Annotated in this window: 25 protein-coding genes and 2 tRNA genes; 16 read left to right on the top strand and 11 right to left on the bottom strand. The window is 72.1% G+C overall.

Annotated features, from left to right (window positions below; translation table 11 throughout):
• Positions 1-95: 95 nt before the first annotated feature.
• Positions 96-686: a TetR/AcrR family transcriptional regulator gene (locus BLV76_RS21920; RefSeq protein WP_090967293.1), complete on the bottom strand. Its 591-nt coding sequence runs from the start codon at positions 684-686 to the stop codon at positions 96-98.
• A gap of 72 nt (positions 687-758) precedes the next feature.
• Between BLV76_RS21920 and BLV76_RS21915 the strand changes: the two genes are divergently transcribed.
• From BLV76_RS21915 to BLV76_RS21905, 3 genes are all read left to right on the top strand, one after another.
• Positions 759-1,313 (top strand): NAD(P)H-dependent oxidoreductase, encoded by a 555-nt coding sequence (locus BLV76_RS21915; protein ID WP_090967292.1) that lies wholly within the window; start codon positions 759-761, stop codon positions 1,311-1,313.
• Positions 1,314-1,382: 69 nt separating this feature from the next.
• Entirely contained in the window at positions 1,383-2,777 is a 1,395-nt protein-coding gene (locus tag BLV76_RS21910) for an amidase (RefSeq protein WP_090967291.1), read from the top strand.
• A 1-nt stretch (position 2,778) separates the two neighbouring features.
• On the top strand, positions 2,779-3,174 hold the full coding sequence (locus BLV76_RS21905) for a VOC family protein (RefSeq protein ID WP_245734468.1): 396 nt from the start codon (positions 2,779-2,781) through the stop codon (positions 3,172-3,174).
• Positions 3,175-3,279: 105 nt separating this feature from the next.
• Here the strand turns inward: BLV76_RS21905 and BLV76_RS21900 are convergent, their stop codons facing one another.
• From BLV76_RS21900 to BLV76_RS21890, 3 genes are read right to left on the bottom strand one after another with little or no spacing between them, the layout of a single operon-like run.
• Positions 3,280-3,888 carry an energy-coupling factor transporter transmembrane component T family protein gene (locus tag BLV76_RS21900; RefSeq protein WP_090967290.1) on the bottom strand — a complete coding sequence of 203 codons (609 nt, stop codon included), beginning with the start codon at positions 3,886-3,888 and terminating at the stop codon, positions 3,280-3,282.
• The gene (locus BLV76_RS21895) at positions 3,885-4,574 is read right to left on the bottom strand and encodes an energy-coupling factor ABC transporter ATP-binding protein (RefSeq protein ID WP_090967289.1); all 690 of its coding nucleotides are present in this window, start codon (positions 4,572-4,574) and stop codon (positions 3,885-3,887) included. The genes BLV76_RS21900 and BLV76_RS21895 overlap by 4 nt, the downstream gene beginning before the upstream one ends.
• Positions 4,571-5,182 carry a biotin transporter BioY gene (locus tag BLV76_RS21890; RefSeq protein WP_090967288.1) on the bottom strand — a complete coding sequence of 204 codons (612 nt, stop codon included), beginning with the start codon at positions 5,180-5,182 and terminating at the stop codon, positions 4,571-4,573. The genes BLV76_RS21895 and BLV76_RS21890 overlap by 4 nt, the downstream gene beginning before the upstream one ends.
• A gap of 93 nt (positions 5,183-5,275) precedes the next feature.
• Between BLV76_RS21890 and BLV76_RS21885 the strand changes: the two genes are divergently transcribed.
• Positions 5,276-5,827 (top strand): TetR/AcrR family transcriptional regulator C-terminal domain-containing protein, encoded by a 552-nt coding sequence (locus BLV76_RS21885; protein WP_090972125.1) that lies wholly within the window; start codon positions 5,276-5,278, stop codon positions 5,825-5,827.
• A gap of 31 nt (positions 5,828-5,858) precedes the next feature.
• On the opposite strand, the gene BLV76_RS21880 is transcribed toward BLV76_RS21885, so the two are convergent.
• The gene (locus BLV76_RS21880) at positions 5,859-6,467 is read right to left on the bottom strand and encodes a pentapeptide repeat-containing protein (RefSeq protein WP_090973106.1); all 609 of its coding nucleotides are present in this window, start codon (positions 6,465-6,467) and stop codon (positions 5,859-5,861) included.
• 42 nt (positions 6,468-6,509) lie between these two features.
• Between BLV76_RS21880 and BLV76_RS21875 the strand changes: the two genes are divergently transcribed.
• Complete coding sequence (locus BLV76_RS21875; protein WP_139306668.1) at positions 6,510-7,151, top strand: sulfotransferase family protein; 642 nt, start codon at positions 6,510-6,512, stop codon at positions 7,149-7,151.
• Here the strand turns inward: BLV76_RS21875 and BLV76_RS21870 are convergent.
• Both BLV76_RS21870 and BLV76_RS21865 read right to left on the bottom strand, forming a co-directional pair.
• Positions 7,139-7,624: a barstar family protein gene (locus BLV76_RS21870; RefSeq protein WP_139306667.1), complete on the bottom strand. Its 486-nt coding sequence runs from the start codon at positions 7,622-7,624 to the stop codon at positions 7,139-7,141. The genes BLV76_RS21875 and BLV76_RS21870 overlap by 13 nt on opposite strands.
• Positions 7,621-8,484, bottom strand: a complete 864-nt coding sequence (locus tag BLV76_RS21865; RefSeq protein WP_245734849.1) for a 3-methyladenine DNA glycosylase — start codon at positions 8,482-8,484, stop codon at positions 7,621-7,623. The genes BLV76_RS21870 and BLV76_RS21865 overlap by 4 nt, the downstream gene beginning before the upstream one ends.
• A gap of 181 nt (positions 8,485-8,665) precedes the next feature.
• On the opposite strand from BLV76_RS21865, the gene BLV76_RS23410 reads away from it, so the two are divergent.
• The 7 genes from BLV76_RS23410 to BLV76_RS21835 all read left to right on the top strand — a co-directional run bounded on the left by BLV76_RS23410 (position 8,666) and on the right by BLV76_RS21835 (position 14,707).
• Positions 8,666-8,791 (top strand): hypothetical protein, encoded by a 126-nt coding sequence (locus tag BLV76_RS23410; RefSeq protein ID WP_281246176.1) that lies wholly within the window; start codon positions 8,666-8,668, stop codon positions 8,789-8,791.
• Positions 8,792-9,117: 326 nt separating this feature from the next.
• A complete protein-coding gene (locus BLV76_RS21860) occupies positions 9,118-9,930 on the top strand; it encodes a fumarylacetoacetate hydrolase family protein (RefSeq protein WP_090972117.1) in 813 nt (270 codons plus the stop codon).
• Positions 9,931-9,938: 8 nt separating this feature from the next.
• Complete coding sequence (gene gltX / locus BLV76_RS21855; RefSeq protein WP_090972115.1) at positions 9,939-11,393, top strand: glutamate--tRNA ligase; 1,455 nt, start codon at positions 9,939-9,941, stop codon at positions 11,391-11,393.
• A gap of 14 nt (positions 11,394-11,407) precedes the next feature.
• Entirely contained in the window at positions 11,408-12,418 is a 1,011-nt protein-coding gene (locus BLV76_RS21850) for a CPBP family intramembrane glutamic endopeptidase (protein WP_090972114.1), read from the top strand.
• A gap of 96 nt (positions 12,419-12,514) precedes the next feature.
• Positions 12,515-12,586, top strand: a tRNA-Gln gene (locus tag BLV76_RS21845).
• Between the two features lie 87 nt (positions 12,587-12,673).
• Positions 12,674-12,749 (top strand) — tRNA-Glu (locus BLV76_RS21840).
• Between the two features lie 362 nt (positions 12,750-13,111).
• The gene (locus BLV76_RS21835; RefSeq protein WP_175539785.1) at positions 13,112-14,707 is read left to right on the top strand and encodes a calcium-binding protein; all 1,596 of its coding nucleotides are present in this window, start codon (positions 13,112-13,114) and stop codon (positions 14,705-14,707) included.
• 80 nt (positions 14,708-14,787) lie between these two features.
• Here the strand turns inward: BLV76_RS21835 and BLV76_RS21830 are convergent, their stop codons facing one another.
• From BLV76_RS21830 to BLV76_RS21815, 4 genes are read right to left on the bottom strand one after another with little or no spacing between them, the layout of a single operon-like run.
• On the bottom strand, positions 14,788-15,183 hold the full coding sequence (locus BLV76_RS21830) for a universal stress protein (protein WP_090972110.1): 396 nt from the start codon (positions 15,181-15,183) through the stop codon (positions 14,788-14,790).
• Entirely contained in the window at positions 15,180-16,721 is a 1,542-nt protein-coding gene (locus BLV76_RS21825) for a tripartite tricarboxylate transporter permease (protein WP_090972108.1), read from the bottom strand. Before BLV76_RS21825 ends, BLV76_RS21830 begins: the two co-directional genes overlap by 4 nt.
• Positions 16,721-17,257, bottom strand: a complete 537-nt coding sequence (locus BLV76_RS21820; protein WP_245734847.1) for a tripartite tricarboxylate transporter TctB family protein — start codon at positions 17,255-17,257, stop codon at positions 16,721-16,723. Before BLV76_RS21820 ends, BLV76_RS21825 begins: the two co-directional genes overlap by 1 nt.
• Positions 17,254-18,225 (bottom strand): Bug family tripartite tricarboxylate transporter substrate binding protein, encoded by a 972-nt coding sequence (locus BLV76_RS21815; protein WP_245734845.1) that lies wholly within the window; start codon positions 18,223-18,225, stop codon positions 17,254-17,256. Before BLV76_RS21815 ends, BLV76_RS21820 begins: the two co-directional genes overlap by 4 nt.
• Positions 18,226-18,363: 138 nt before the next feature.
• On the opposite strand from BLV76_RS21815, the gene BLV76_RS21810 reads away from it, so the two are divergent.
• From BLV76_RS21810 to BLV76_RS21795, 4 genes are all read left to right on the top strand, one after another.
• Positions 18,364-19,989, top strand: coding sequence for a sensor histidine kinase (locus BLV76_RS21810; RefSeq protein ID WP_217630421.1), 1,626 nt, complete (start codon positions 18,364-18,366; stop codon positions 19,987-19,989).
• Complete coding sequence (locus tag BLV76_RS21805; RefSeq protein WP_175539784.1) at positions 19,986-20,663, top strand: response regulator; 678 nt, start codon at positions 19,986-19,988, stop codon at positions 20,661-20,663. The genes BLV76_RS21810 and BLV76_RS21805 overlap by 4 nt, the downstream gene beginning before the upstream one ends.
• A 76-nt stretch (positions 20,664-20,739) precedes the next feature.
• Positions 20,740-22,215: an AlkA N-terminal domain-containing protein gene (locus BLV76_RS21800; protein ID WP_090972102.1), complete on the top strand. Its 1,476-nt coding sequence runs from the start codon at positions 20,740-20,742 to the stop codon at positions 22,213-22,215.
• A gap of 1 nt (position 22,216) precedes the next feature.
• The gene (locus BLV76_RS21795) at positions 22,217-22,699 is read left to right on the top strand and encodes a methylated-DNA--[protein]-cysteine S-methyltransferase (protein WP_090972100.1); all 483 of its coding nucleotides are present in this window, start codon (positions 22,217-22,219) and stop codon (positions 22,697-22,699) included.
• The last annotated feature ends 12 nt before the right edge of the window (positions 22,700-22,711 follow it).

The following is a 22,711-nucleotide window of genomic DNA, read 5'->3' as shown; positions in this document are numbered from 1 at the left end:
GGTCCCGCTGGTCGCGGCCCTCGTGGCTGCCGGCACGTGGTGGATCGGGGCGCTGATCACCTTCGGCGCCGTCGGCTGGTAGCCGGTCCTCCGCCTCAGGCGCCGACGATCCGGCGCACCAGGTCCTGCCAGCCCGCCTCGACCCGCTCGATCGACAGATGCTCGTGGTTGACCTGCTGGTCGAGCACGACGAGCTCGAGCGGGGCCAGGACCGCGGTGGCGAGCATGAGCAGGTCACCGGAGACGCCGAGCTCGCCGAGCAGGTAGCGCACGTGCATGTTGGCGAACGACAGCGCGGCCACCGAGCGTGCGCCCGGTCGTCCGGCCGCGGCGATCAACCGGGCGTGGCTGAGGTTGGTGGCCAGGCGCGAGTGCCCGAAGGCCAGCAGCCGGTCGTAGGCCGGGGCGCCCGGCCCGAGGGGCGGGGGACCGGAGAGCACGCTGGCCTGCCACGCGGTCTCCGACTCGTTGAGTACTGCCGCCATCAGGCCCTCGCGGCTCTCGAAGCGCCGGAAGAGCGTGCCCTTGCCGACGCCGGCCTCGGCCGCGACGGTGTCCATCGTCACGCAGTCGACCCCCCGCGTCTCGACGAGGTGCAGCGCTGCCGCGAGGATCGCCTCGCGGTTGCGAGCCGCGTCGGCCCGCTCCGGGGCGGGGCCGTCCGCCATCGGGAGCAGGTTGGTCATGCCGCCACCCTAGGGTCCGGAAAAAGATCTGGACATCGGGAATGAAAACGGACCACGGTCCGTTTTTCCGGTATGACCACTCACCACCAGACCCGTGTCGCCGTCCTGCTCGGCTCCCTCCGTGCCGGCTCGCTCAACCGCCGCATCGCCGAGCACCTCCGCGACAACGCCCCCGAAGGCGTGACCGTCGACGTCGTCGAGGGCCTCGACACCATCCCGTTCTACAACGAGGAGATCGACGGCGACACCGTGCCCGCCGGCGCCTCCGCCCTGCGCCAGGCCGTCGCGTCCGCCGACCGCGTCCTCGCCGTGACCCCGGAGTACAACGGCACCATGCCTGCCGTGCTCAACAACGCCATCGACTGGCTGTCCCGCCCCTACGGCCAGGGCGCCATCGTCGGCAAGCCCTTCGCGGCCATCGGCGCCACCCCGACGCCGTACGGCGGCAAGTGGTCGCACGAGCACGCCCGCCACTCCGCCACCATCGCCGGTGCCGTCGTGGTCGAGGGCATCGTCGTCGACGAGTCCGCCGTCGAGGGTGACCCGCTGCAGAACGAGGAGGCCATCCAGCGCTTCCTCGGCGCGCTCGACGCCCTCGTCGCGCACGAGGTCGAGGCCGCTGCCTGACCCACTCCGCTGGTTGAGCAGGGCGAGGAACGAGCCCGTGTCGAAACCAAGGATGAGTAGGTTCGTGGAGTGAGCCTCCACGACCTGACCGCGCTCGAGCAGGGTGACGCCGTCCGCCGCGGCGAGGTGTCGCCGCTCGAGCTCGTCGAGCACTACGCCGGACGCGCCGACCACGTCGGCGCCTTCATCACGACCACCGTCGAGCAGGCCCGCGACCACGCGCGCCGGCTCGCCGACACGGGACGCCCCACGGACGCAGGTCCGCTGTGGGGCGTCCCGACGGGCATCAAGGACCTCCACCCGACGGCGGGCGTCCGCACCACCTTCGGCTCGGCGGCCTACGACGACTTCGTCCCCGACGCCTCCGACAACGTCGTCCTGTCCGTCGAGGCAGCAGGGATGCCGAGCCTGGGCAAGACGAACACCCCGGAGTTCGGGTCGCCCTGCTACACCGAGCCGGACGTGGCTCCACCGGCCGTCACGCCGTGGGACACCACCCGCACCGCCGGCGGATCGTCCGGTGGCGCCGGAACCGCGGTGGCCGCCGGCCTGCTGCCGGTCGCGCCCGGGTCCGACGGCGGTGGATCGATCCGGATCCCCGCCTCGTGCTGCGGCCTCGTCGGGCTGAAGCCGAGCCGCGGGCGGATCAGCGGCGCGCCGATGTACGGCGACCCGATCGGCCTCGCCACGCCCGGCACCCTCGCCCGCACGGTCCGCGACGCGGCCGCCCTCCTCGACGTCCTCGAGGGCCGTCGCGTCGGGGATCCCTTCTGGGCGCCCGAGCCGACCACCTCCTTCCTCGATGCCTGCGACCGCGAGCCCGACCGGCTCCGGGTTGCCCGCTTCATCGCGCCCGTGATCGCCGACGTCGAGGTCGCCCCGTCCAGCGTGGCCGCCTGGGAGGCCGCGTCGGCCCTGCTCGCCGACCTCGGCCACGACGTCGAGGACGTGCCGGTCCCGATCCCGCCGGCGGCGGTCGCCGACTTCGAGACCTGCTGGGCCGTGCTGACGGCCCTGTCGCCGGCGCCGCCCGGACGCGAGGACCGACTGCGACCGCTCACCCGCTGGCTCGGCGAGCGCGGCCGCGCGGTCAGTGGCCCCGAATTCGGCCTCGCCATCGGCAGCCTGCGTCGCCACGCGGCCGCCGCCCTTGCCGCCCTCGCGCCGTACGACGTCGTCCTCACCCCGACCCTCGCCCGCCCGCCGGCGCTGGTGGGCGAGCTGCGCGACGACGCCGATCCGGCGCGCGACTTCGCGAACCAGAAGGACTTCACGCCCTGGACCAGCGCGTGGAACGTCACCGGCATGCCGGCGGTGTCGCTCCCGCTCCACTGGACCGACCACGGGCTCCCGGTCGGCGTGATGCTCGCCGCCCGGCCGGCCGAGGAGGAGCTGCTGCTCGCGCTCTCGGCCCAGGTCGAGGAGGCAGCGCCGTGGGTGGACAGGCGGCCGCCCGGCTGGTGACATGGCTGCCATGGGCCAGCTGACGCCGTACCTCTGCGTGGCGGACGCGCGTGCCGCGATCGAGTGGTACGTCGACGTCCTGGGCGCCGAGGTCGTCCTCGAGCCGATCCTGATGGACGACGGCCGCGTCGGCCACGTCGAGCTCGCCGTCGGTGGCGGTCGCTGGATGATGTCGGACGAGTTCGACTCCGCCGGGGTCGCGGCGCCCGACGCCTCCCGCGGTGCGAGCGTCTCGCTCCACCTCGAGGTCGACGACGTCGACACGGTGTGCGGCCGCGTCGTCGCGTCGGGCGTGACGCTCGACCGCGGCCCCGAGGACAGCCCGCCCGCCGGTCGGGTGGCGGTCTTCCGCGACCCCTTCGGGCACCGCTGGTTCGTCAACCGGCCGACGGGCTGAGGGGCCATCGGAAGGGCTGTGCACCCGAGTCTCCCGGTTGTCGGCCGAGATCTTGCCTACGAAGCGGGGTGGTCACCGGATATCCGGTGACTCCCGGGTCAGCGATCAGTCGCCGATCCCGCGCGCGTGGAGCGCGTCGCCGGTGTCGCGGGCCCGGGCGACGACGCGGATCACGAAGGGGATCAACCGAGCCCGGGGTGAGCGCTCGAGACCCCGCGCGACGGCGGCGTCGCGCGACTCCTCGGCCAGCATGATCGTGGTCGGGATCGCCCGCAGCATCAGCGAGAAGGCCAGGGCCACTGCCTCGGGATCGACCCCGACCCGCCGCAACGGTTGCAACCCGCGTGACACCGCGTCGAGCACCTCGTCGACCGGCGTCGTCACGGTCAGCGTCGTCGCGAGCAGGATCAGCGCGACCAGGTCTCCGACGACCTCGACCGCGCGCGGCCAGCCGTTCTGCCACACCGTCCACGCGCCGAGGATCGCCGCCGTCAGCAGCAGCCACCGCATCGCCCGGAGGGTGAGCCCGAGCCGGGCACCCGACCACACCAGCAGCCCGGCCGCGACAGCCAGGAACGCGACCGCCGACCCCGGCCCGCGTACGACGACCACGACGAGGCTGGCGACCATCAGGCCGAGCAGCTTCGCGCCGGCCGGGAGCCGGTGCAGGGGCGTCGTACCGGGCTGGTGCAGGCCGAGCAGCTGGGCGCTCACGCCGACCGCCGGTAGTGCTCGACCACGTCGGCCGGGTCTCCGTCGAGCTCCACCCGGCCGTGGCGCACCAGCAGCGCACGGTCGCACCGCGCGGCGAGCTCGAGGTCGTGGGTGACGACGACGACCTGCTGGGAGAGGCCGAGCAGCAGCTCGCCGATCCTCCGGCTGTTGCCGAGGTCGAGCAGGGTGGTCGGCTCGTCGGCCACGAGGATCGACGGCTCGGTCGCGAGCACGCCGGCGAGCGCGAGCAGCTGGCCCTCGCCGCCGGACAGCGCGTGCACGCTGCGGTCGCCGAAGCCCTCGAGCCCGTGGTCCGCGAGGACCCGGTCGGCCCGGGCCAGCCGGTCCGCCTTGTCCTTCACCTGGCGTCGCAGCGATAGTGCCACGTCCTCGCGCGCGGTCGGCATCACCAGCTGCGCGGCGGGGTCGGTGAACATGAACCCCACCCGGCGTCGTACGTCGCGTCCCTCCCGTGCCACGTCGAGGCCGTCGACGAGCACGCGGCCGGTGGTCGCGGGGACCAGCCCGTTGACGAGCCGGGCGAGGGTCGACTTGCCCGAGCCGTTGGGTCCGATCAGGGCGACCCTCCGCTCGGTGAGGTGGAGCGTCGTCTCGTGGAGGATCTCGCGGGTGCCGTCGTGGGTCGGGACCGTGACGGTGACCTGCTCGAGGCGGATCTCGCTCACGTGGCGGGCGTGCCCTGGGGCCGCGCCTCGGCGGTCGCGGTGACCGGCCGGCCGAGCAGGTCGGGGAAGGCGCGGTGGACGGCGGTGGCGACGAGCGCCATCGCGACGTTCTTGAGCAGGTCGCCGATCCAGAAGATCTTGTCGATGTCCCACGCCTGGCCCCACGTGAGGTCGGCACGGAGCACGAGACCGGCCATGCCGAGCGTGTGGATGAACAGTGCCGAGCTGAGCAGGCCGGCGCAGAAGATGGCGACCGGGCTGACGAGCGAGCGGCGGGGGAGCCGCTCGACGATCGCGCCGCAGAGCGCGGCGGCGAAGACGAACCCGACGAGGTAGCCCGCGGTCGGGCCCGTCAGCACCGCAAGGCCGGCCGCTCCGCCGGAGAAGATCGGCAGCCCGGCGGCGCCGCCGGCGACGTAGAGCAGGACGGCGAGGAAGCCGGGGCGGCTGCCGAGCACCGCGCCGGAGAGCAGCACCGCGAAGGTCTGCAGGGTGATCGGCACCGGGCCGGCGACCTTGATCGCGGGCAGCAGGGCACAGGCCGCGACGAGGGCGGCGAACGCGGCGATCAGGGCGATGTCGGTGCCGGGGTTGCGACGAGTGCTCATGCGGGGGATCCTCTACCTGAACGGTGATCAGTTGAACGGTGTTCAGGTTAGGGTCGCCGGGTCCACACGTCAACGACGAGAGGGGAGGGCGACGTGCCCCACCACCGCTCCGACGTGCTCGACCACGCGATCTCGCTGCTCGATCGGGGCGGCCTGGCGTCGCTGACCATGCGCCGGCTCGGCACCGAGCTCGAGGTGCAGCCGAGCGCGATCTACCACCACTTCGAGAGCAAGCAGGTGCTGCTCGCCGCCGTCGCCGACGAGATCCTCGCCCGCGGCGCGCGCCCGCGCACGGCCGCCGAGTGGCCCGACCAGCTCCGGGAGATCTGCGTCGAGCTGCGGCAGGCGATGCTCGCCTGCACCGACGGCGCCGACGTGGTCGCCACCGTGTGGGCCTTCGGCCTCGGTGCCGCGGCGCCCGTCGCCGACCTCGAGAAGGTCCTGACCGACGCCGGAGCGCCTGCCGAGCTCGTCGCGGTCGCCTCCCGCACGCTGGTCCACTACGTCTTCGGCCACGCGTTCGAGGAGCAGACCGCCCGCCAGGCCGTCCGGCTCGGCGCCGTCGAGCGCTCCCTCGACTCGCTGCCCGACTTCGACCTCGGCCTCGACCTCGTGGTCGACGGCCTCCGCGCCCGCCTGTCCTGACCGGGCACTGCGCCCGGATCGGGCGCAGGCGTCAGGTGCTCGTGTCGACGTCGGCCCCGTGGAGCTCGGCGAGCAGCACGGCGCCGGCGAGGTCGAGCCTGGTCTTCTTCAGCGAGGCGGCCGACAGGTCGACGCCGTCGAGGCTCGCGCCGCGGAGGTCGGCGCGGTCGAGGGTGGCCTCGCGGAGGAGGGCCCGGTCCAGGCGTGCGCCGCGGAGCACGGTGAGGGTGAGGTCGGACAGCGACAGGTCGGCCTCGCGCAGGTCGACGCCGCTGAGGTCGACGCGCGAGAGGTTGGCGCCGCGGACGGTCACGCCGAGCCACGACCCGCCGGTGACGGTGACCGGTCGCAGCACGCACTCGGCGAACGTCGAGCCCACCAGCTTGCAGCCGTCGAGCGTCGCGTCGAAGAACGACGTGCGCCGGAAGTCGCAGCCGACGAAGGCCGTGGCCGTGTGCGTCGAGGCGTTGAACCGGCCGCCGTGGAAGGTGCACCGCTCGAAGACGGCGCCTGCGGTCGAGGCCTCGGAGAGGTCGACGTCGGTGAAGGTGCACTCGACGAAGCGGGCGGCGCCGAGGTCGTCGCCGTACCAGTCCTCGCCCCTGAAGTGTTCGCCGCTGGCTTCCTGAGGGACGGTCACGCCGCCCACCGTATCGGTGGGCCGGCGGATAGGGTCGTGCCCGTGATCGCGTCCCACCAGCACCGCTTCATCTTCCTCAAGACCCGCAAGACCGCGGGCACGAGCGTGGAGATCGCGCTGTCGAAGGTGTGCGGACCCGACGACGTCATCACCGAGATCAGCCCCGAGGACGAGGCCCTCCGCCAGGCCGCCGGCGGCCGCGCGCCGCAGAACTTCCAGTCGCCGCCGCTGCCCCGCAAGGCCTACAACCACATGGGCGCCAAGGCGACGCGCGACCTCGTCGGTGAGGACGCGTTCCGCGACTACTTCACCTTCGCCATCGAGCGGAACCCGTGGGACGCGGTCGTCTCCCTCTACTTCTGGAAGTACAAGGACCGACCCGAGCTCCCCGACTTCGAGACCTACGTCCGGGAGATCTGGATCGAGCAGCTCGCCAACAACCGCCGGCTCTACCGGATCCGCGGCACGATGGCCCTCGACCGGGTCCTGCGCTACGAGAACCTCGCGACCGAGCTGCAGGAGGTCTGGGACCACCTGTCCCTGCCCGGTACGCCGGACCTCCCGCGCGCCAAGGGCAACGCACGGCCGGCGGGGCACTACCGCGAGCTCTACACCGACGCCTCGCGTGAGCGGGTCGCGACGGTCTTCGCCGACACCATCGAGGCCTTCGGCTACGAGTTCTGAGGCCCGACGTCCAGTGACGGCGGCCGGTCGAAGTCGGGACCGTCGCCGACCATGAAGACGTCGAGGTCGATCGTCGCGGTCTGCCCGGCGCCGAGCGTCGGGATGACGCCGAACTTCACCTCGAGGAAGCCCCACCCGACCTCGATCGCCGTCACCGGCGCCGCCCCGGCCGCGGCCTCGACGTCGTTGACCACGATCGCGACCAGCGCGCCGTCGTGCTCGATCACGAAGTGGCCCATGCAGTCGTTGAAGCCGTCCCAGCTCGGGCCGTACCAGTCGGGGAACCCCAGCGCCCGCCCGATCTCGGCGTGTGCGGCCGCGCGCGAGGTCATCACCGACCCGTCGAGGTCGATGCGGAGGTAGCCCGCCCGCTCGATCAGCGCGTCCATCTCGCCGACGACGCTGGTGTGCACCTTGTGGATCGGCCCGGACCGCAACCATGGCAGCTCGGTGCGGACGTGCGGTCTGCTCACACCGGCGAGGGTACGACGCCCAGCAGCCGCTCACACGCGGCGACCAGGCGGGCACGCAGCGGGGCACCCCGCTCCGCGAACCCCCGCTGCGCCTCGACGTAGGCCGCTTTTCCCTCCGCGGTCTCGATGCGGACGGGCTCGAAGCCGAGGTCGGCGAGGTCGTAGGGCGCCGCCCTCATGTCGAGCACCCGGATGTCGCGGGCGAGCTCGAAGCAGTCGGCGACCAGGTCGCTGGAGACCATCGGCGAGAGCCGGAACGCGTGCTTGTAGAGGTCCATGCCGGCGTGCAGGCAGCCCGGCTGCTCGAAGTCGGGACGGTCGTCGCGGCCCGGCTGGAGGGTGTTGAGCGGACGCGCGGACGGCGTGAAGAAGCGGAACGCGTCGAAGTGCGAGCAGCCGATCCGGTGCGACTCGACGACGGCGTCCGTCCCTTCCTGGCCGAGCCGCAGCGGCCAGTCGTGCCGCGTCCCGTGGTCGGCGGAGCGGTGCACCATCGCCCACTCGTGCAGGCCGAAGCAGCCGAACTGCGGCGCGCGCCCGGCCGTCGCCGACAGCAGGGTGTGGAGCTGGCGCAGCAGCGGGAGCTGCGACTCCACGAAGCTAGGCGCCACCGTGACCGGGTCGCCCGCATAGCCCTTCAGGTGGGCGTAGTCCCCGGCGTCCTCCAGCGCGACCCCGAAGCCCGGGTGCCAGCGGCGCAGCTGCGCGGGGCGCTGGGAGTAGTAGGTGAAGAGGAAGTCGTGGACCGGGTGCTTCACCTTCTCCGCCCGGCGGGCGAGGTGCGGCGCCACGAAGTCGTCGACGCGGGCGGCGTGGGCCTCGGCCCGCGCGCGCCACTCGGATCCGGTCAGCACCTGCACGCCGCAACGGTAGTTCGTGAGGACCCCTCGTCCCGACATCGCGGGAACCGCACTCGCGACACCGCGCGTCGTCCTAGGGTGCGGCGCGTGAGCACCCACACCTGGCTGATGCCGCCCCGTCGCCGCTGACCGTCGTCGCGCTGGCGGTCTTCCTCGCGCTGGCCGTCGCCGCCTCTGTCGTGTGGCAGGTGAGCACCGCGAACGACCGACGTGTGGACGCCGCATCTGCGGGTTCGTCTCGCTCGCGGTCCTGGAGTCGCTGCCCGCCCGGGTGCGGCCGCTCGAGTGGTCGGTCGCCGAGGCGTGAGCGTGCCGCCTGTTCGGGCTTGTTCGGGTTCGCGTCGCGGGTGTGGGTGGCGCTCGTCCCGCGGGACAGGATGGTCGAGCGCGTCGTCGCGTGCGCTGCCTGGGACCGGGTCACGGGGGTGTCTGGTCCGCAGCGCGCTGGTGCGCCCGACGCGGCAGGGAGGAAGGACGGGAGGTCCCGCATGGGGAGGGACCTCCCGACTTCCCGGGCGTCCCCGGCGTCCCCGACCGGCCGCACGCCGACCGCACCCCGACCACATCCCGACCACATTCAGGGTCGTGCGACCGCGTGCGGGCGCGTGCCGGTCGGTTGGATAGCCTCGGACCATGCGCATCTGCAGGTTCACCACGGGTGACGAGCCCCGTTTCGGCGTCGTGACCGGCGAGGTCGACGAGTTCGGCCAGCCGGCCGAGGACTCGGTCGTCGTGCCGCTCGCCGGAGACCCGCTCTACGTCGGGATCAAGCTCGTCGAGGAGGAGCTCCGGCTCAGCGACGTACGACTCCTCGCGCCGATCATCCCGCGGAGCAAGGTCGTCGGCATCGGCCGCAACTACGCCGCCCACGCCGCCGAGCTCGGCAACGACCTGCCCGAGGAGCCGCTGATGTTCCTCAAGCCCAACACCACGGTCGTGGGCCCGGGCGACCCGATCTTCTACCCGCCGCAGACGAGCGACCTCCACTACGAGGGTGAGCTCGCCGTCGTCATCGGCCGCATCTGCCGCGACGTCCCCGCCGAGCAGGCCACCGACGTGATCTTCGGCTACACGATCGCCAACGACGTGACCGCCCGCGACCTCCAGCGCTCCGACGTGCAGTTCACCCGCGCCAAGGGGTTCGACTCCTTCTGCCCGCTGGGCCCGTGGATCGAGACCGACCTCGACCCGCAGGCGTTCAGCGACGGGGTCGCGGTGCAGACCCACCTCAACGGCGACGTCGTCCAGGACGGCTCGACCGCCGACATGATCTTCGACGTGCCGACCCTCGTCGCCCACGTCTCCTCCGTGATGACGCTGCTGCCCGGCGACGTCATCCTCACCGGCACCCCCGAGGGCGTCGGGCCGATGGAGGTCGGCGACGAGGTCGAGATCTCGATCGCCGGCATCGGCGCCCTCACCAACCCCGTCAGCAAGAGAGCATGAGCCCCGACATGAGCACCCCCGTACGCGTCCGCATGGCCCCGTCCCCGACGGGGTCGCCGCACGTCGGCCTGGCCCGCACCGCCCTCTACAACTGGGCGTTCGCACGCCACCACGGCGGCACCTTCGTCTTCCGCATCGAGGACACCGACAAGGCGCGCAACACCGAGGAGTCCTACGACTCGCTCATCGACCTGATGACGTGGCTCGGCCTCACCTGGGACGAGGGCGTCGTCGTCGGCGGCCCCTACGGCCCCTACCGCCAGTCCGAGCGCACCGACATCTACGCCGACGTGCTCGCCCGCCTGCGGGAGTCGTCGTACACCTACGACTGCTTCTGCACCAACGACGAGGTCGAGGCGCGGCGCAAGGCGAGCGGCTCGAAGGTGATGGGCTACGACGGCTTCTGCCGCGAGCTCTCCGCCGAGCAGCGAGCCGCCTTCGAGGCCGACGGCCGGGCGCCGATCGTGCGGTTCCGGATGCCCGACGGCTCGATCACCTGGGACGACTTGGTCCGCGGCGACATCACCTTCGAGACCGAGCACGTCCCGGACTTCGCGCTCTGCCGTGCCAACGGCGACCCGCTCTACACGCTGACCGCGCCGGTCGACGACGCCACGATGGCGATCACCCACGTGCTCCGTGGCGAGGACCTGCTCTCCAGCACCCCGCGCCAGATCGCCCTCTTCGACGCGCTGAAGGAGCTCGGCGTCGCGACGACCACGCCGGCCTTCGGCCACCTGCCCTACGTCATGGGCGAGGGCAACAAGAAGCTCTCCAAGCGCGACCCCCAGGCCCACATGGCGCTCTACCGCGAGCAGGGCTTCCTGCCCGAGGGCCTGCTCAACTACCTCGCGCTGCTCGGCTGGGCGATCTCGGGCGACCGCGACGTGTTCTCGCTCGACGAGATGGTCGAGAAGTTCGAGATCTCCGACGTGAACCCCAACCCGGCCCGTTTCGACCTCAAGAAGGCCGAGGCCATCAACACCGCGCAGATGCGGCTGCTCCCGCTCGACGAGATCACCCACCGGGTGCTGCCGTTCCTCAAGGACGCCGGCGTGGTCGGCGACCCGGTGGGCGACGCCGACGCGCAGCTCCTCGAGCTTGCCATGCCGCTGGTCGCCGAGCGCATCAACAAGCTCACCGAGGCCGCGCCGATGCTCGGCTTCCTCTTCGTCGACGAGGCCGACTTCGTCCGCGAGGAGGAGCTCGACGGCACCGCCAAGGACGTCGTCAAGGCCGCGTACGACGCCCTCGCCGGTGTCGAGTCGTGGAGCACCGCGGCCATCGAGGACGCGCTGCGCGTCGCGCTGATCGAGGGTCTCGGGCTCAAGCCGCGCCTTGCCTTCGGCCCGGTGCGCATCGCGATCTCCGGGCGCAAGGTCAGCCCGCCGCTCTTCGAGTCGATGGAGCTGCTCGGCCGCGACCGGTCGCTCGCCCGGCTCCACGACGCGATGTTCGACTGAGCGGGCGCCGCGACATGGCCACCGCGCTCCCGCCCGACTTCCGGCCGCGCTACCACGAGCTGCACCGGGTCGGGCGCCCCGGCTGGTGGCGCTCGCTCGTCGGTGCGGTCGTGCTGCTGCTCCTGGTGTTCGTCGTCGTGCCGGCGGTCGCCGGGCTCGTCGCCTTCGGGGTCCTCACGGCGACGGGCAGCACGGTCGACGAGGCGACCAGGATCCTCGACGTCACCAGCGGGGTCACCCCCGCCGGGCTGGCGTCGCTCAACATCATCCTCGGCCTCGCCATCCCGACGAGCTGGCTGGTCGTCTGGCTGATGCACCGGCTCAAGCCGCGCTGGCTGTCGTCGGTGATGCCCCGGATCCGCTGGCGTTTCCTGCTCGCCTGCCTGCCGATCTCGGTGGTCGCGCTCGTCGCCAGCCTCGTGGTCGCGATGCTGGTCCCGAGCGCCGACGTCGCCGGCACCAGCACGGCCGGGTCGCTCAACGAGTTCACGACCACCACGCGCGACTTCCTGCTCGTGATCGCGCTGCTGACGCCGTTCCAGGCAGCGGGGGAGGAGTACCTCTTCCGGGGCTACCTCACCCAGGCGTTCGGCTCGATGTTCGCGAACCGTCGAGTCTCGCTGGTGCTCGCGGTGCTCGTGCCGTCTTTGCTCTTCGCGCTCGCGCACGGCCTCGGGCAGAGCGTCCCGGTCTTCTTCGACCGGTTCGCCTTCGGCGTCGTGGCCGGCATCCTGGTGATCCGCACGGGTGGCCTCGAGGCGGCGATCGCGATGCACGTCCTCAACAACTTCGTCGCCTACGGCCTCGCGCTGTCGTTCGGCGACATGACCGAGGCGCTCAACGCCAGCGGGCCGTCGAGCTGGTGGATGATCGCCTCCACCCTCGCCCAGTCGCTCACCTACCTGGCCCTGGCGAGCTGGCTCGCGAAGGCGATGCACCTCGTCGACTCCGGACCGCCGGTCGGACGGGTGCTGCCGCCTCCGCCGGGCCACCCCGAGTTGGTCGGCCAGCCACCTCGCGTGTAACGTTCGGGATCGGTTCGGGGAGGTTCGCCACCCGGGACCACGTGGGAATCAGGAACGGTCGCCCTGCCCGCAGGGTCGACGGAACTGATACCCCCATGGGGTATGGTGTAATTGGCAACACGGCTGGTTCTGGTCCAGTTGTTCTAGGTTCGAGTCCTAGTACCCCAGCGGATCCCGGCCCACGGGTCAGGATTTGGTGGCGACACTCCGGTGTCGCTACAGTTTCACCCGCTGCTTCCGAGCAGCACCATGCAAGCCCCCGTCGTCTAGCGGCCTAGGACGTCGCCCTCTCACGGCGGTAACGCCGGTTCAAATCCGGTCGGGGGTACCACGCATGCGAGGCCCGGTCTTCGGACCGGGCCTCGAGCCATTTCCGGCCTCTTCGTGTTCGGAGAGCGGTGGCACAGCCACATTCCGGGCCTGTCGAACGTGGCTCACACACCGCTGCCACGCGTGTCGTCGTACGACGCGCAGCTGCCGGTGGCACAGCCACATTCCGGGCCCGTCGAACGTGGCTCACGCACCGCTCGAGGCGGCCGTGTGGGAGAGCCGGACGGGTGCCGAGCTGGTCCAGACCTCCGTGCCGCGCGGGATCCGATCCGGTGGTGCCTGCACCACTCTTTGCGCCTCACCGGCAGGTTTTGCCCGTCCTGGCCTTCCCCGCGACGTCGCGGCCTCGCGATGCTGCCGCGCATGACATCTCGCGTGGGGGCGCTCGTGTCCTCGGTACTCCTTGCTCTCGGCCTGACCGTCGTCGCCGTCGCTCCGGCGCACGCGGCGGGAGGCACCACAGTCAGCTTCGACACGGCCAGCGGCCTGCACGTCGTCGACTCCCGTACCCAGTCGACGGTGGTGAACATCGGCTTCCAGGTCTCGACCAGCAGCGTGTGGTTCCGTTCGACGGCAGGCATCGCCTCGTGGCCTGCGAACTGCCAGTCGGTCGACGAACCAGCTCTCGGACAGTACGTCTACTGTCCCGGCGCCTCCGTGGCTGGCGTCGTCGGCGTCTTCGGCGCGGGCTCGGACACCATGCGGGTGCAGGGCGTCTGCATGGAGTACGTCGGTGCGGCCCTCGGCGACGGGTCGGACACGTTCGAGCACACCGACTGCCCGACGGCCGCGACCGAGGTCCTCGGGGAGGGCGGTGACGACTCCATCGTCACGGGCAACGGCCCCGACGAGATCGACGGCGGGCCGGGCAACGACTTCATCCGCACCAACGGCGGCGACGACAAGGTGAGCGGTGGCGACGGCAACGACAAGCTCGAGTCCGGAGCAGGCAACGACACCGTCTCCGGGGGCACCGGCAACGACGCGATCTACCCGAGCGCCGGCAACGACGTGGCCAACGGCGACGACGGCGACGACCTGCTCGCGAGCTACCAGGGAGACCCGGACTCCGGAGCCGACGACCTGCGGGGCGGCAACGGCACCGACACCATCGACCTCGGGAACCACACGCCCGGCGCCACCATCGCGCTCGACGACGTGGCCAACGACGGCAACTCGGGCGAGGGCGACAACTACCACTCCGACTTCGAGCGGATCCTGGGCAGCCCGGGTGCCGACGTCATCATCGGCACCAACGGCCCCGACTACATCAAGGCCGGCACCGGCAACGACACCGTCCAGGGCCTCGGCGGCAACGACGAGATCGACGGTGACAGCGACAACGACGTCATGGACGGCGGAGCCGGCAACGACATCCTCTACGGCGGCTACGGCAACGACGACGTCACCGGCGGCCCGGGCATCGACTCGCTCTACGGCGACTACACCGCGTGCTCGGCCTACGGCTGCCCGGCCGGCGCCGACGTCCTGCGCGCCGCCGACGGTGAGGTCGACACCGTCAACTGCGGCTCCGGCGCCGACCAGGCGTACGTCGACGGCAACGACGTCCTGGGGACCGATGGCTTCCAGGTCTGCGAGGCAGTCACGCGGATCGGCCCCGTGCCCGACCCGGACACCAACGGCGCGACCGTCAGGGCCGGAACGGCCAGCCGCGCCAAGGGCGTGAAGGCCACGCTCACCTGCGTGGCGGCCTGCACGGCGACCGCCCAGGTCGTGGTGAGCAAGAAGGTCCAGAAGGCCCTCAAGCTCAAGAGCCGGGTGCTCGGCACGGCCAGGAAGTCGCTGAAGTCCGCCGGCAAGGCCAGCGTCAAGGTCGGCATCGCGAAGTGGGCCGTGCAGAAGCTCAAGGGCAAGGGCACGGTGAAGGCGACCCTCACCGTGAAGGTGAGGTCCGGCACCACGGCGACCCTCACCCAGAACATCAGGCTCAAGCCCTAGACGCACCGACGGGCGGTGCGTGAGGAGGATCTCTAGGCTCGGGAACCCTCCTCACGCACCGCCCCGAGGGCGGAGGTGCGTCACTCCTGCGGCTTGACCGCCAGCACCGCGCAGTCCGCACCGAGCAGGATGCGCTGCGCGACGCTGCCCATCAACAGCTTGCCGACCGGCGAGCGCCGGCGCAGGCCGATGACGACCAGGTCGGCGGACACGTCGCCCGCGACCGAGAGCACCTGGTCGCCGACGTCGGCGCCCATCGAGCGGCGTACGTCGACCTCGATGCCGGCACCGCCCAGCTCGACCGCCAGTGCGGCGAGCTCGTCCTCGTCGGCGTACCTCTCGTCGACGAGGGCGTCGCCGCGGGTGGCGTTGACCACCACGACCTTGCCGTCGCGGAGCTTCGCCTCGTCGATGGCACGCGCCAGGGCTGCCTCGCCGTACTCGTCGGGCGTCCAGCCCACCACGATGGTCGTCATCGCACCTTCTCCTCTTCGGTCGATTCCTCGATGTCGGCCGCCACCGCGGCGGGCGCGGGACGCACCCGGCGGACCACGAGCGGAGCGATCACGGCAACCGCCACGATGACATAGATGACCACCGCGAGCGGCTCGCTCCAGAGCGCGGAGACGTCACCACCGGAGATCGCCATCGCCTCGCGCAGGCGGAACTCCATGAGCGGGCCGAGGATGACACCGAGGATCAGCGGCAGCACCGGCAGCGCGAACCGCCGCATCATCAGCCCGAGCAGCCCGAGCACGAGCAGCAGGAAGAGGTCGAAGGCCTCGAGGTTGCTGGCGTACGCACCCAGGGTGGCGAAGAACAGGATGCCGGCGTAGAGCTGCGGTCGCGGGATGCGCAGCAGCTTGGCCCACAGCGGCGCGAGCGGCAGGTTGAGCACCAGCAGGAGCGCGTTGCCGACCAGCAGGCTGGCGAGCAGCGCCCACACCAGCTCGGGCTGGTCGGTCATCAGGCTGGGGCCCGGCTCGATGCCGTATCCCTGGAAGGCCGAGAGCATCACCGCCGAGGTCGCGGTGACCGGCAGGCCGAGGGCCAGGAGGGGCACGAAGGTGCCGGCCGCGGACGCGTTGTTGGCGGCCTCCGGTCCGGCCACGCCCTCGATGGCGCCCTTGCCGAACTCGTCCTGACCGCGCCGGACGGCGAGCTTCTTCTCGGTGACGAAGGAGAGGAACGTCGGGATCTCGGCACCGCCCGCGGGCACCGCGCCGAACGGGAAGCCGAAGGCCGTCCCGCGCAGCCACGGACCCCAGGAGCGCTTGAGGTCCTTGCCGCTCAGCCAGGGCTGGCCCACCGGGATGATCCGCACCGGGCTGCGGCGCAGGTGGGCGGCGACCCAGAACGCCTCGCCGAGGGCGAAGATCGCGACGGCCACGACGACGACGTCGATGCGGCCCGCCAGGAGCGGCTGGTCGAAGCTCAACCGCGTCTGGCCGGTGTTGAGGTCGAGCCCGACGAGGCCGATGGTGAGGCCGAGGAACAGCGCGATGAAGCCGCGCAGCGGCGATCCGCCCAGCACGCTGGTGACGCTGACCATCGCGAGCACCATCAGTGCGAAGTAGGACGGTGCGCCGATCTCGACCGCCACCGAGGCGAGCGCGGGGGCGAAGAAGACCACGAGCATCGTGCCGATCGTCCCGGCGATGAACGACCCGATGGCCGCGGTGGCCAGCGCCTGCGACGCCCGCCCCGCCTTGGCCATCAGGTTGCCCTCGAGGGCCGTCATCACCGACGCGGACTCACCGGGGGTGTTCAGCAGGATCGCCGTCGTCGAGCCGCCGTACATGCCGCCGTAGTAGATGCCGGCGAACATGATGAACGCCGGGATCGGCTCCAGGCCGTAGGTCACCGGAAGCAGCAGCGCGATGGCCATCGCCGGTCCGATGCCGGGCAGCACGCCGACGAACGTGCCGAGCAGCACGCCGATCGCGGCGAAGAGCAGGTTCTGCGGGGTGAGGATGGCGCCGAAGCCGTCCATCAGCAGGTTGAGGCTGTCCATCAGAGCACCCCGTCCAGGATGCCGGCCGGGAGGATGACGCCCAGCCCCTCGTGGAAGAAGTACCAGCTGGCCACGGACAGCACGAGGCCGACGATGACGTCGCGCACGAGCGTCCGGCTGCCCAGCGCCCAGGCGGAGCCGACGAAGAGGATCGCGCCGCTCAGCGCCCAGCCGACGAACGAGATCGTCAGCACGGTGAAGAGGAGGACGCCGACGAGCTTGGCGACCGTGATCCAGTCGGCGGGCTGCCGCAGGTCGATGTCCTCGCCGCCCTCGGCCTCGGGCACGTTGCCGCGGAGGGTGGCCAGCACGAGCAGCAGCCCGAGCGCGACCGTCACCGCGCCGATGACGTAGGGGAACACGCGCGGTCCGACCGGGTCGCCGAACCCGATCCGCAGGGTGGTGGCGTCGTAGAAGGTGTAGGCGCCCACCACGACCAGCAGCGCGGCCAGGCCGAGCTGGGCCATGTCGCGGTCGGGTGTCGCGGGCGGGGGTGCGTCAGGTGTCTGACGGTCGGTGTCGAGTGATGTGCTCACAGCAGGTCCAGCTCCTCGAGGGTGGTGGCGACACGCTGGTCCTGCTCCTGCAGGAACGCCGTGAAGTCGTCGCCGGTCTTGAACTCGTCGATCCAGCCGTTGTCGGCGAGGGCCTGCTGCCACTCGTCGGTGTCGTGCATCTCCTCGAGCATCCCGATGAGCTCGTCACGACGCTCCTCGCTGATGCCGGGGGGCGCGAAGACTCCGCGCCAGTTGGTGAAGACCAGGTCGATGCCCGACTCGGTCAGGGTGGGGGAGTCGCTGATGCCCTCGCCCTTGAGCCGCTCCTCGCCGGAGACGGCCAGCAGCCGGAGCTGGCCCGAGGCCAGCTGGCCGGTGAACTCGCCGACGCCGGAGAAGCCGACGTCGATCTTGTTGCCGAGGAGGGCGCTGGTGAGAGGCCCGCCGCCGTCGTAGACGACGTAGCGCACGTCGCGCGGGTCGATGTCGACGGTGCCGGCCAGCTGCATCGGGAAGAGGTGGTCGGGTCCGCCGGGAGAGGAGCCGCCACCGACCACGATCGAGCCCGGGTCGTCCTGCCAGGCCGCCACCAGGTCGTCGATGGTCTTGTACGGCGAGTCGGCCGGGACCAGCACGCCCTCCTGGTCCTCGATGAGCTGGGCGAGCGGCGTCGCGTCGTCGAGCTTGTACGGGGCGCCGAAGGAGTAGAGCGAGCCGACGACGCCGAGGCCGGCGGTCATCATGGTGCGCTCGTCGCCCTCGGCGTTCATGAGGCGCGTCATCGCGACCGAGCCGCCGGCACCGATCACGTTGGTGACCTCGAACGAGCCGCCGGTGATGTCACCGTGCTCCATGATCGCGACAGCCGCGCGGCCGGTCTGGTCGTAGCCGCCGCCGGGGCTGTTGGGGATCAGCATCGTCATGTCGCTGCTCGCCGCACCGCGGGTGACCCCGCACCCGGTGGCGAGGAGCAACGCGCTGCTGAGGGCCACGACGGTGGCGAGCACTCGCCTCGTCCTATGGCGCACCATGTGCACTCCGATCTCTCGATGTCTCGCGCCGGACCCGACAGAGTCCGACCCGACGATGGTGGAGACTTCGTGTGGTGCTCGTCACGCTTGGGAAAGCAATGGAGGTTGTGGAACTTGTGGTCACGCTCACGATGGCGTCCGGCGACCCTCGCCGGCCAGTTCCTCGTGCTCCAGGTCTCGGTGCTGCTGGTCGTGGTGGTGGTGGCGAGCGTGGTCTCGGTGCAGCAGAGCGACGCCGACTTCCGTGCCACCCGGGGTGCTGCGATGCGCGACGCTGCGGAGCGCCTGGCCAACGACAGGTTCGTCCGGTCGACCTTCCGCGACGGCACGGTCGCCGAGAACCGCGGGGCCCTGGCCACGATCACCCAGGTGACACGCGACAGTTACCAGGCCAGCGGGGTCTACGTCGCCGCACCTGACGGCACGGTGCTGGTCAGCAGCGACTTCGCCGGCCGCGGCGAGCGGCTCGACCTGCTCGGAGGCCCTGCCCAGCGCCTGCGTGCGTGGACCGGCGACGTGGACGACTTCGGCACCTCCTCGATCGCCGCGCAGGTGCCGATCATCAACCGCCGCCTCGAGCTGGTCGGCATCGCGATGGTGACCGAGGAGTACCCCACCTGGCGACAGCGGGCCCGGAGCGTCCTGATCGACGTGGTGCCGGTGGCCGGGCTGGGCCTCGGGCTCGGCATCGCCGGGTCGTTGCTCCTCTCGCGCCTCATCCGGCGCCGCACCCGCGGACTCGAGCCCGCCGCCATCGCGGCGCTCGCCGACCAGCGCGAGGCGCTCCTGCACTCCCTGCGCGAGGGCGTCTTCTCGGTTGCCGTCGACGGCACCGTGACGATGCTCAGCGACAGCGCGCGCGAGCTCATCGGCATCGAGGGTGACGTCGAGGGCCGGCGCGTCGACGACCTCGACCTCGACCCGGCCGTGCGCGGACTGCTCGCCGACGACGCCGAGATCCGCGACCACGTCGTGGTGGTCGACGACCGGCTGCTGGTCGTCAACCGCACCCCGGTCGTCGAGGGCGGTCGCCGCGTCGCCTCGGTCACCACGCTGCGCGACCGCACCGAGCTGCTCGCGCTGCAGAGCGAGCTCGACGCCCGCGAGTCGATCACGAACACGCTGCGCGCCCAGACCCACGAGTTCCACAACCAGCTCCACACCATCTCCGGCCTCGTCCAGCTGGGGGAGTACGACGAGGTGGCGCGGCTGGTCGGCACGATCCGTCGCCGCCGGGCCGAGATCTCCGACGCCGTCCTCGCGCACGTCGAGGATCCCGCGGTCGCCGCGCTGCTGATCGCCAAGACCAGCCTGGCGGCCGAGCGCGGCGTCGACCTCAGGGTCAGCGAGGCCAGCGATCTGCCGCGACTGGACCACGAGTCGTCCACCGACCTCGGCACCGTCCTCGGCAACCTCGTCGACAACGCCGTGGACGCCTCCGTGTCCGTCGGCGGCACGGCCGTCGAGGTCGACCTCCGGCTCGACGACGGCACGGTGCACCTGGCGGTCACCGACACCGGGCCCGGCGTCCCGGCGGAGGTGGTCGGCGAGATCTTCCGGCGGGGCTGGAGCTCCAAGGCGCCGACGGTGGGCGGACGGGGGGTCGGGCTGGCGCTCGTGCAGGTCGTCTGCGAGCGTCGGGGCGGCAGCGTCGAGGTCCGGTCGGGGGCCGACAGCGGCGCCGTGTTCGACGTACGGCTGCCGGGGGCGTGGGAGGACGTGGAGGTGGACGCACGGTGAGCGACGTCAACGTGCTCGTGGTCGACGACGACTTCATGGTGGCGCGGATCCACACGCAGTTCGTCGAGCGCACCCCGGGCTTCGTCGTGGTTGGGGTCGCCAGCACCGGCCAGGCAGCCCTCGACGACGTCGCGCGCCTGCGGCCCGACCTCGTCCTGCTCGACGTGCACCTGCCCGACATGACCGGCATCGACGTGCTGCGCCGGCTGCGAGCCGGTGGGGACGACGTCGGCGTGCTGGTCGTGACGGCGGCCCGCGAGGCCGACACCGTGCGCGCCGCGGCGTCCGGGGGAGCGGTGCACTACCTCGTGAAGCCCTTCGACTACGACGACCTCCGCGTGCGCCTGGAGTCGTTCCGCGCCGCCCACCAGGCGCTGGCCGGCACCGGCGCACCCGCGCAGCACGACATCGACGCGGTGTTCGGCGCGGCCACCGTCGCGGTCCCCGCCGCGAGCCTGCCGAAGGGCCTGAGCCCGGAGACCGCCGACGCCGTCGAGGCGGCGCTGCGGGACGCGGGCGAGCTGTCGGCGGCGGAGTGCGCCGACGTCGTCGGCATCTCGCGCGTGTCCGCCCGCCGCTACCTCGAGCACTTCGTCGCGCGCGGGTCGGTCACGGTCCGCCTCCAGTACGGCGGTGCCGGCCGGCCCGAGAGGCGCTACCGCAGCGGCGGCTGAAGGTCGTCGGAAGGCCGCCGACGGCCGTGTCCGTTTTCCGCTGGTGAGACCAGGGTGCGCGGGCCACACTGGACGCATGACACCGACCGGACACCTCGACACCGAGGCCTGCTACCGCGCGGTGCAGAGCCGGGACCGCCGCTTCGACGGCGTCTTCTACACGGCCGTCCGCACGACCGGGATCTACTGCCGGCCCTCCTGCCCGGCGCGCACCCCGGCCGAACGCAACGTGACCTTCCACGCGACCGCGGCCAGCGCACATGCGGCCGGCTACCGCGCCTGCAGGCGCTGCCTGCCCGACGCCACGCCCGGCAGCCCGGAGTGGGACGTCGCCGCCGACGTCGCCGGCCGCGCCATGCGACTCATCGCCGACGGGCTGGTGGACCGCGAGGGTGTGGAGGGTCTGGCCCGTCGGGTCGGCTACACGCCGCGCCACCTCGGCCGGCTGCTCACCCAGGAGCTCGGCGCCACGCCGCTGTCGCTGGCCCGGGCCCGTCGCGCCCAGAGTGCCCGCGTCCTCATCGAGACCACCGACCTGCCGCTCACCGACGTCGCCTTCGCCGCCGGCTTCGCGAGCGTGCGGCAGTTCAACGAGACCCTGCGCGAGATCTACGCCGCCTCGCCGAGCGAGCTCCGCGGCACGCGCGCCGCCGGCTCGTCGGGTGGCGCCATCGCGATGCGGCTGCCCGTGCGCACGCCCTTCGCCGGACGCCGGCTGCTCGACTTCCTCGCCTTCCACCTGGTGCCGGGCGTCGAGGTCGCCGCGCCCGGCTGGTACGCCCGGACGCTCGACCTGCCCCACGGCCCCGGCACCGTCCGGCTCGAGCTGGCCGACATCCCCGCGGGCCCGGGCACGGCGTCGGTGCGGGCCGAGTTCTGGCTCCACGACCTGCGCGACACCGCGGCCGCGGGCGAGCGCGTCCGCCGGCTGCTGGACGCCGACTGCGATCCCCGGGCGGTGGACGAGCACCTCGGTGCCGATCCCGTCCTCGGTGACCTGGTGCGGGCGACGCCCGGCCTGCGGGTGCCGGGCCAGGTCGACGGCGACGAGACGGCGGTGAGGACCGTGATCGGGCAGCAGGTCAGCGTGACCGGCGCCCGGACGGTCGCCGGTCGGCTGGTGGCCGCGCACGGCCGTCCCGTCGACTCGCCCGTGGCCGGGCTCACGCACCTGTTCCCCGACGCCGCGACCCTCGCCGGGGTCGACCCCGAGACCCTGCCGATGCCGCGGGCGCGAGGCCGGGCCCTGGTGGGCCTCGCCTCCGCGCTCGCCGACGGTTCGGTGGTGCTGGACCGCGGCCCCGACCGCGACGACGTACGCCGCTCCCTCATGGACCTGCCGGGCATCGGCGCCTGGACCGCCGACTACGTCGCGATGCGGGCGCTCGGCCACCCCGACGCCTTCCTGCCCACCGATCTCGCCGTCCGCAGGGTGCTCGCCGATCTGGGAGGCTCGGTCGACACCGAGCGGTGGCGGCCCTGGCGGTCCTACGCCCTGATGCACCTCTGGAACCCCCTGATGCCCGACACGCCCGCTCCGAAGGAGACCTGACATGTGGACCGTGATGCCCTCGCCGATCGGCGACCTGCGCATCGTCGAGCGCGACGGCTCGATCGTCGCGATCGAGTTCTCGCCCTTCAACCAGCCCGCCGACGGGCGGCCGCTCGGGTCCCGCTCCGACGACGACCCCGTGCTGGTCGAGACCGTGCGCCAGCTGACGGCGTACTTCGACCGCGAGCTCACGGACTTCGACCTGCCGCTCGCGCCGGTCGGCACCGACTTCCAGCGCCGGGTGTGGACCCAGCTGGAGAAGATCGCCTACGGCGAGACCGCGTCCTACGGCGAGATCGCCGGCCGGCTCGGAATGACCAACGCCGCCTCGCGCGCCGTCGGCCTGGCCAACGGCCGCAACCCGATCCCGATCGTGGTGCCGTGCCACCGGGTCATCGGTGCCAACGGCACGCTCACCGGGTACGCCGGTGGGCTGGAGCGCAAGCAGCAGCTGCTCGAGCTGGAGCAGGACGCGCTCTTCTGAGTCGCCTCGGCC

This window comes from Nocardioides exalbidus (assembly GCF_900105585.1).
Taxonomy (GTDB): domain Bacteria; phylum Actinomycetota; class Actinomycetes; order Propionibacteriales; family Nocardioidaceae; genus Nocardioides; species Nocardioides exalbidus.
This window is presented reverse-complemented; position numbering and strand designations above follow the sequence as displayed.

Excerpts from the sequence above, each read along its gene's own strand:
- BLV76_RS21825 (WP_090972108.1), bottom strand. The coding sequence starts at position 16,721 with ATGGACAGCCTCAACCTGCTGATGGACGGCTTCGGCGCCATCCTCACC.
- BLV76_RS21795 (WP_090972100.1), top strand. The coding sequence starts at position 22,217 with ATGTGGACCGTGATGCCCTCGCCGATCGGCGACCTGCGCATCGTCGAG.
- BLV76_RS21920 (WP_090967293.1), bottom strand. The coding sequence starts at position 686 with ATGACCAACCTGCTCCCGATGGCGGACGGCCCCGCCCCGGAGCGGGCC.
- BLV76_RS21860 (WP_090972117.1), top strand. The coding sequence starts at position 9,118 with ATGCGCATCTGCAGGTTCACCACGGGTGACGAGCCCCGTTTCGGCGTC.
- BLV76_RS21890 (WP_090967288.1), bottom strand. The coding sequence starts at position 5,182 with ATGAGCACTCGTCGCAACCCCGGCACCGACATCGCCCTGATCGCCGCG.
- BLV76_RS21915 (WP_090967292.1), top strand. The coding sequence starts at position 759 with ATGACCACTCACCACCAGACCCGTGTCGCCGTCCTGCTCGGCTCCCTC.
- gltX (WP_090972115.1), top strand. The coding sequence starts at position 9,939 with ATGAGCACCCCCGTACGCGTCCGCATGGCCCCGTCCCCGACGGGGTCG.
- BLV76_RS21830 (WP_090972110.1), bottom strand. The coding sequence starts at position 15,183 with ATGACGACCATCGTGGTGGGCTGGACGCCCGACGAGTACGGCGAGGCA.
- BLV76_RS21835 (WP_175539785.1), top strand. The coding sequence starts at position 13,112 with ATGACATCTCGCGTGGGGGCGCTCGTGTCCTCGGTACTCCTTGCTCTC.
- BLV76_RS21905 (WP_245734468.1), top strand. The coding sequence starts at position 2,779 with ATGGCTGCCATGGGCCAGCTGACGCCGTACCTCTGCGTGGCGGACGCG.
- BLV76_RS21850 (WP_090972114.1), top strand. The coding sequence starts at position 11,408 with ATGGCCACCGCGCTCCCGCCCGACTTCCGGCCGCGCTACCACGAGCTG.
- BLV76_RS21800 (WP_090972102.1), top strand. The coding sequence starts at position 20,740 with ATGACACCGACCGGACACCTCGACACCGAGGCCTGCTACCGCGCGGTG.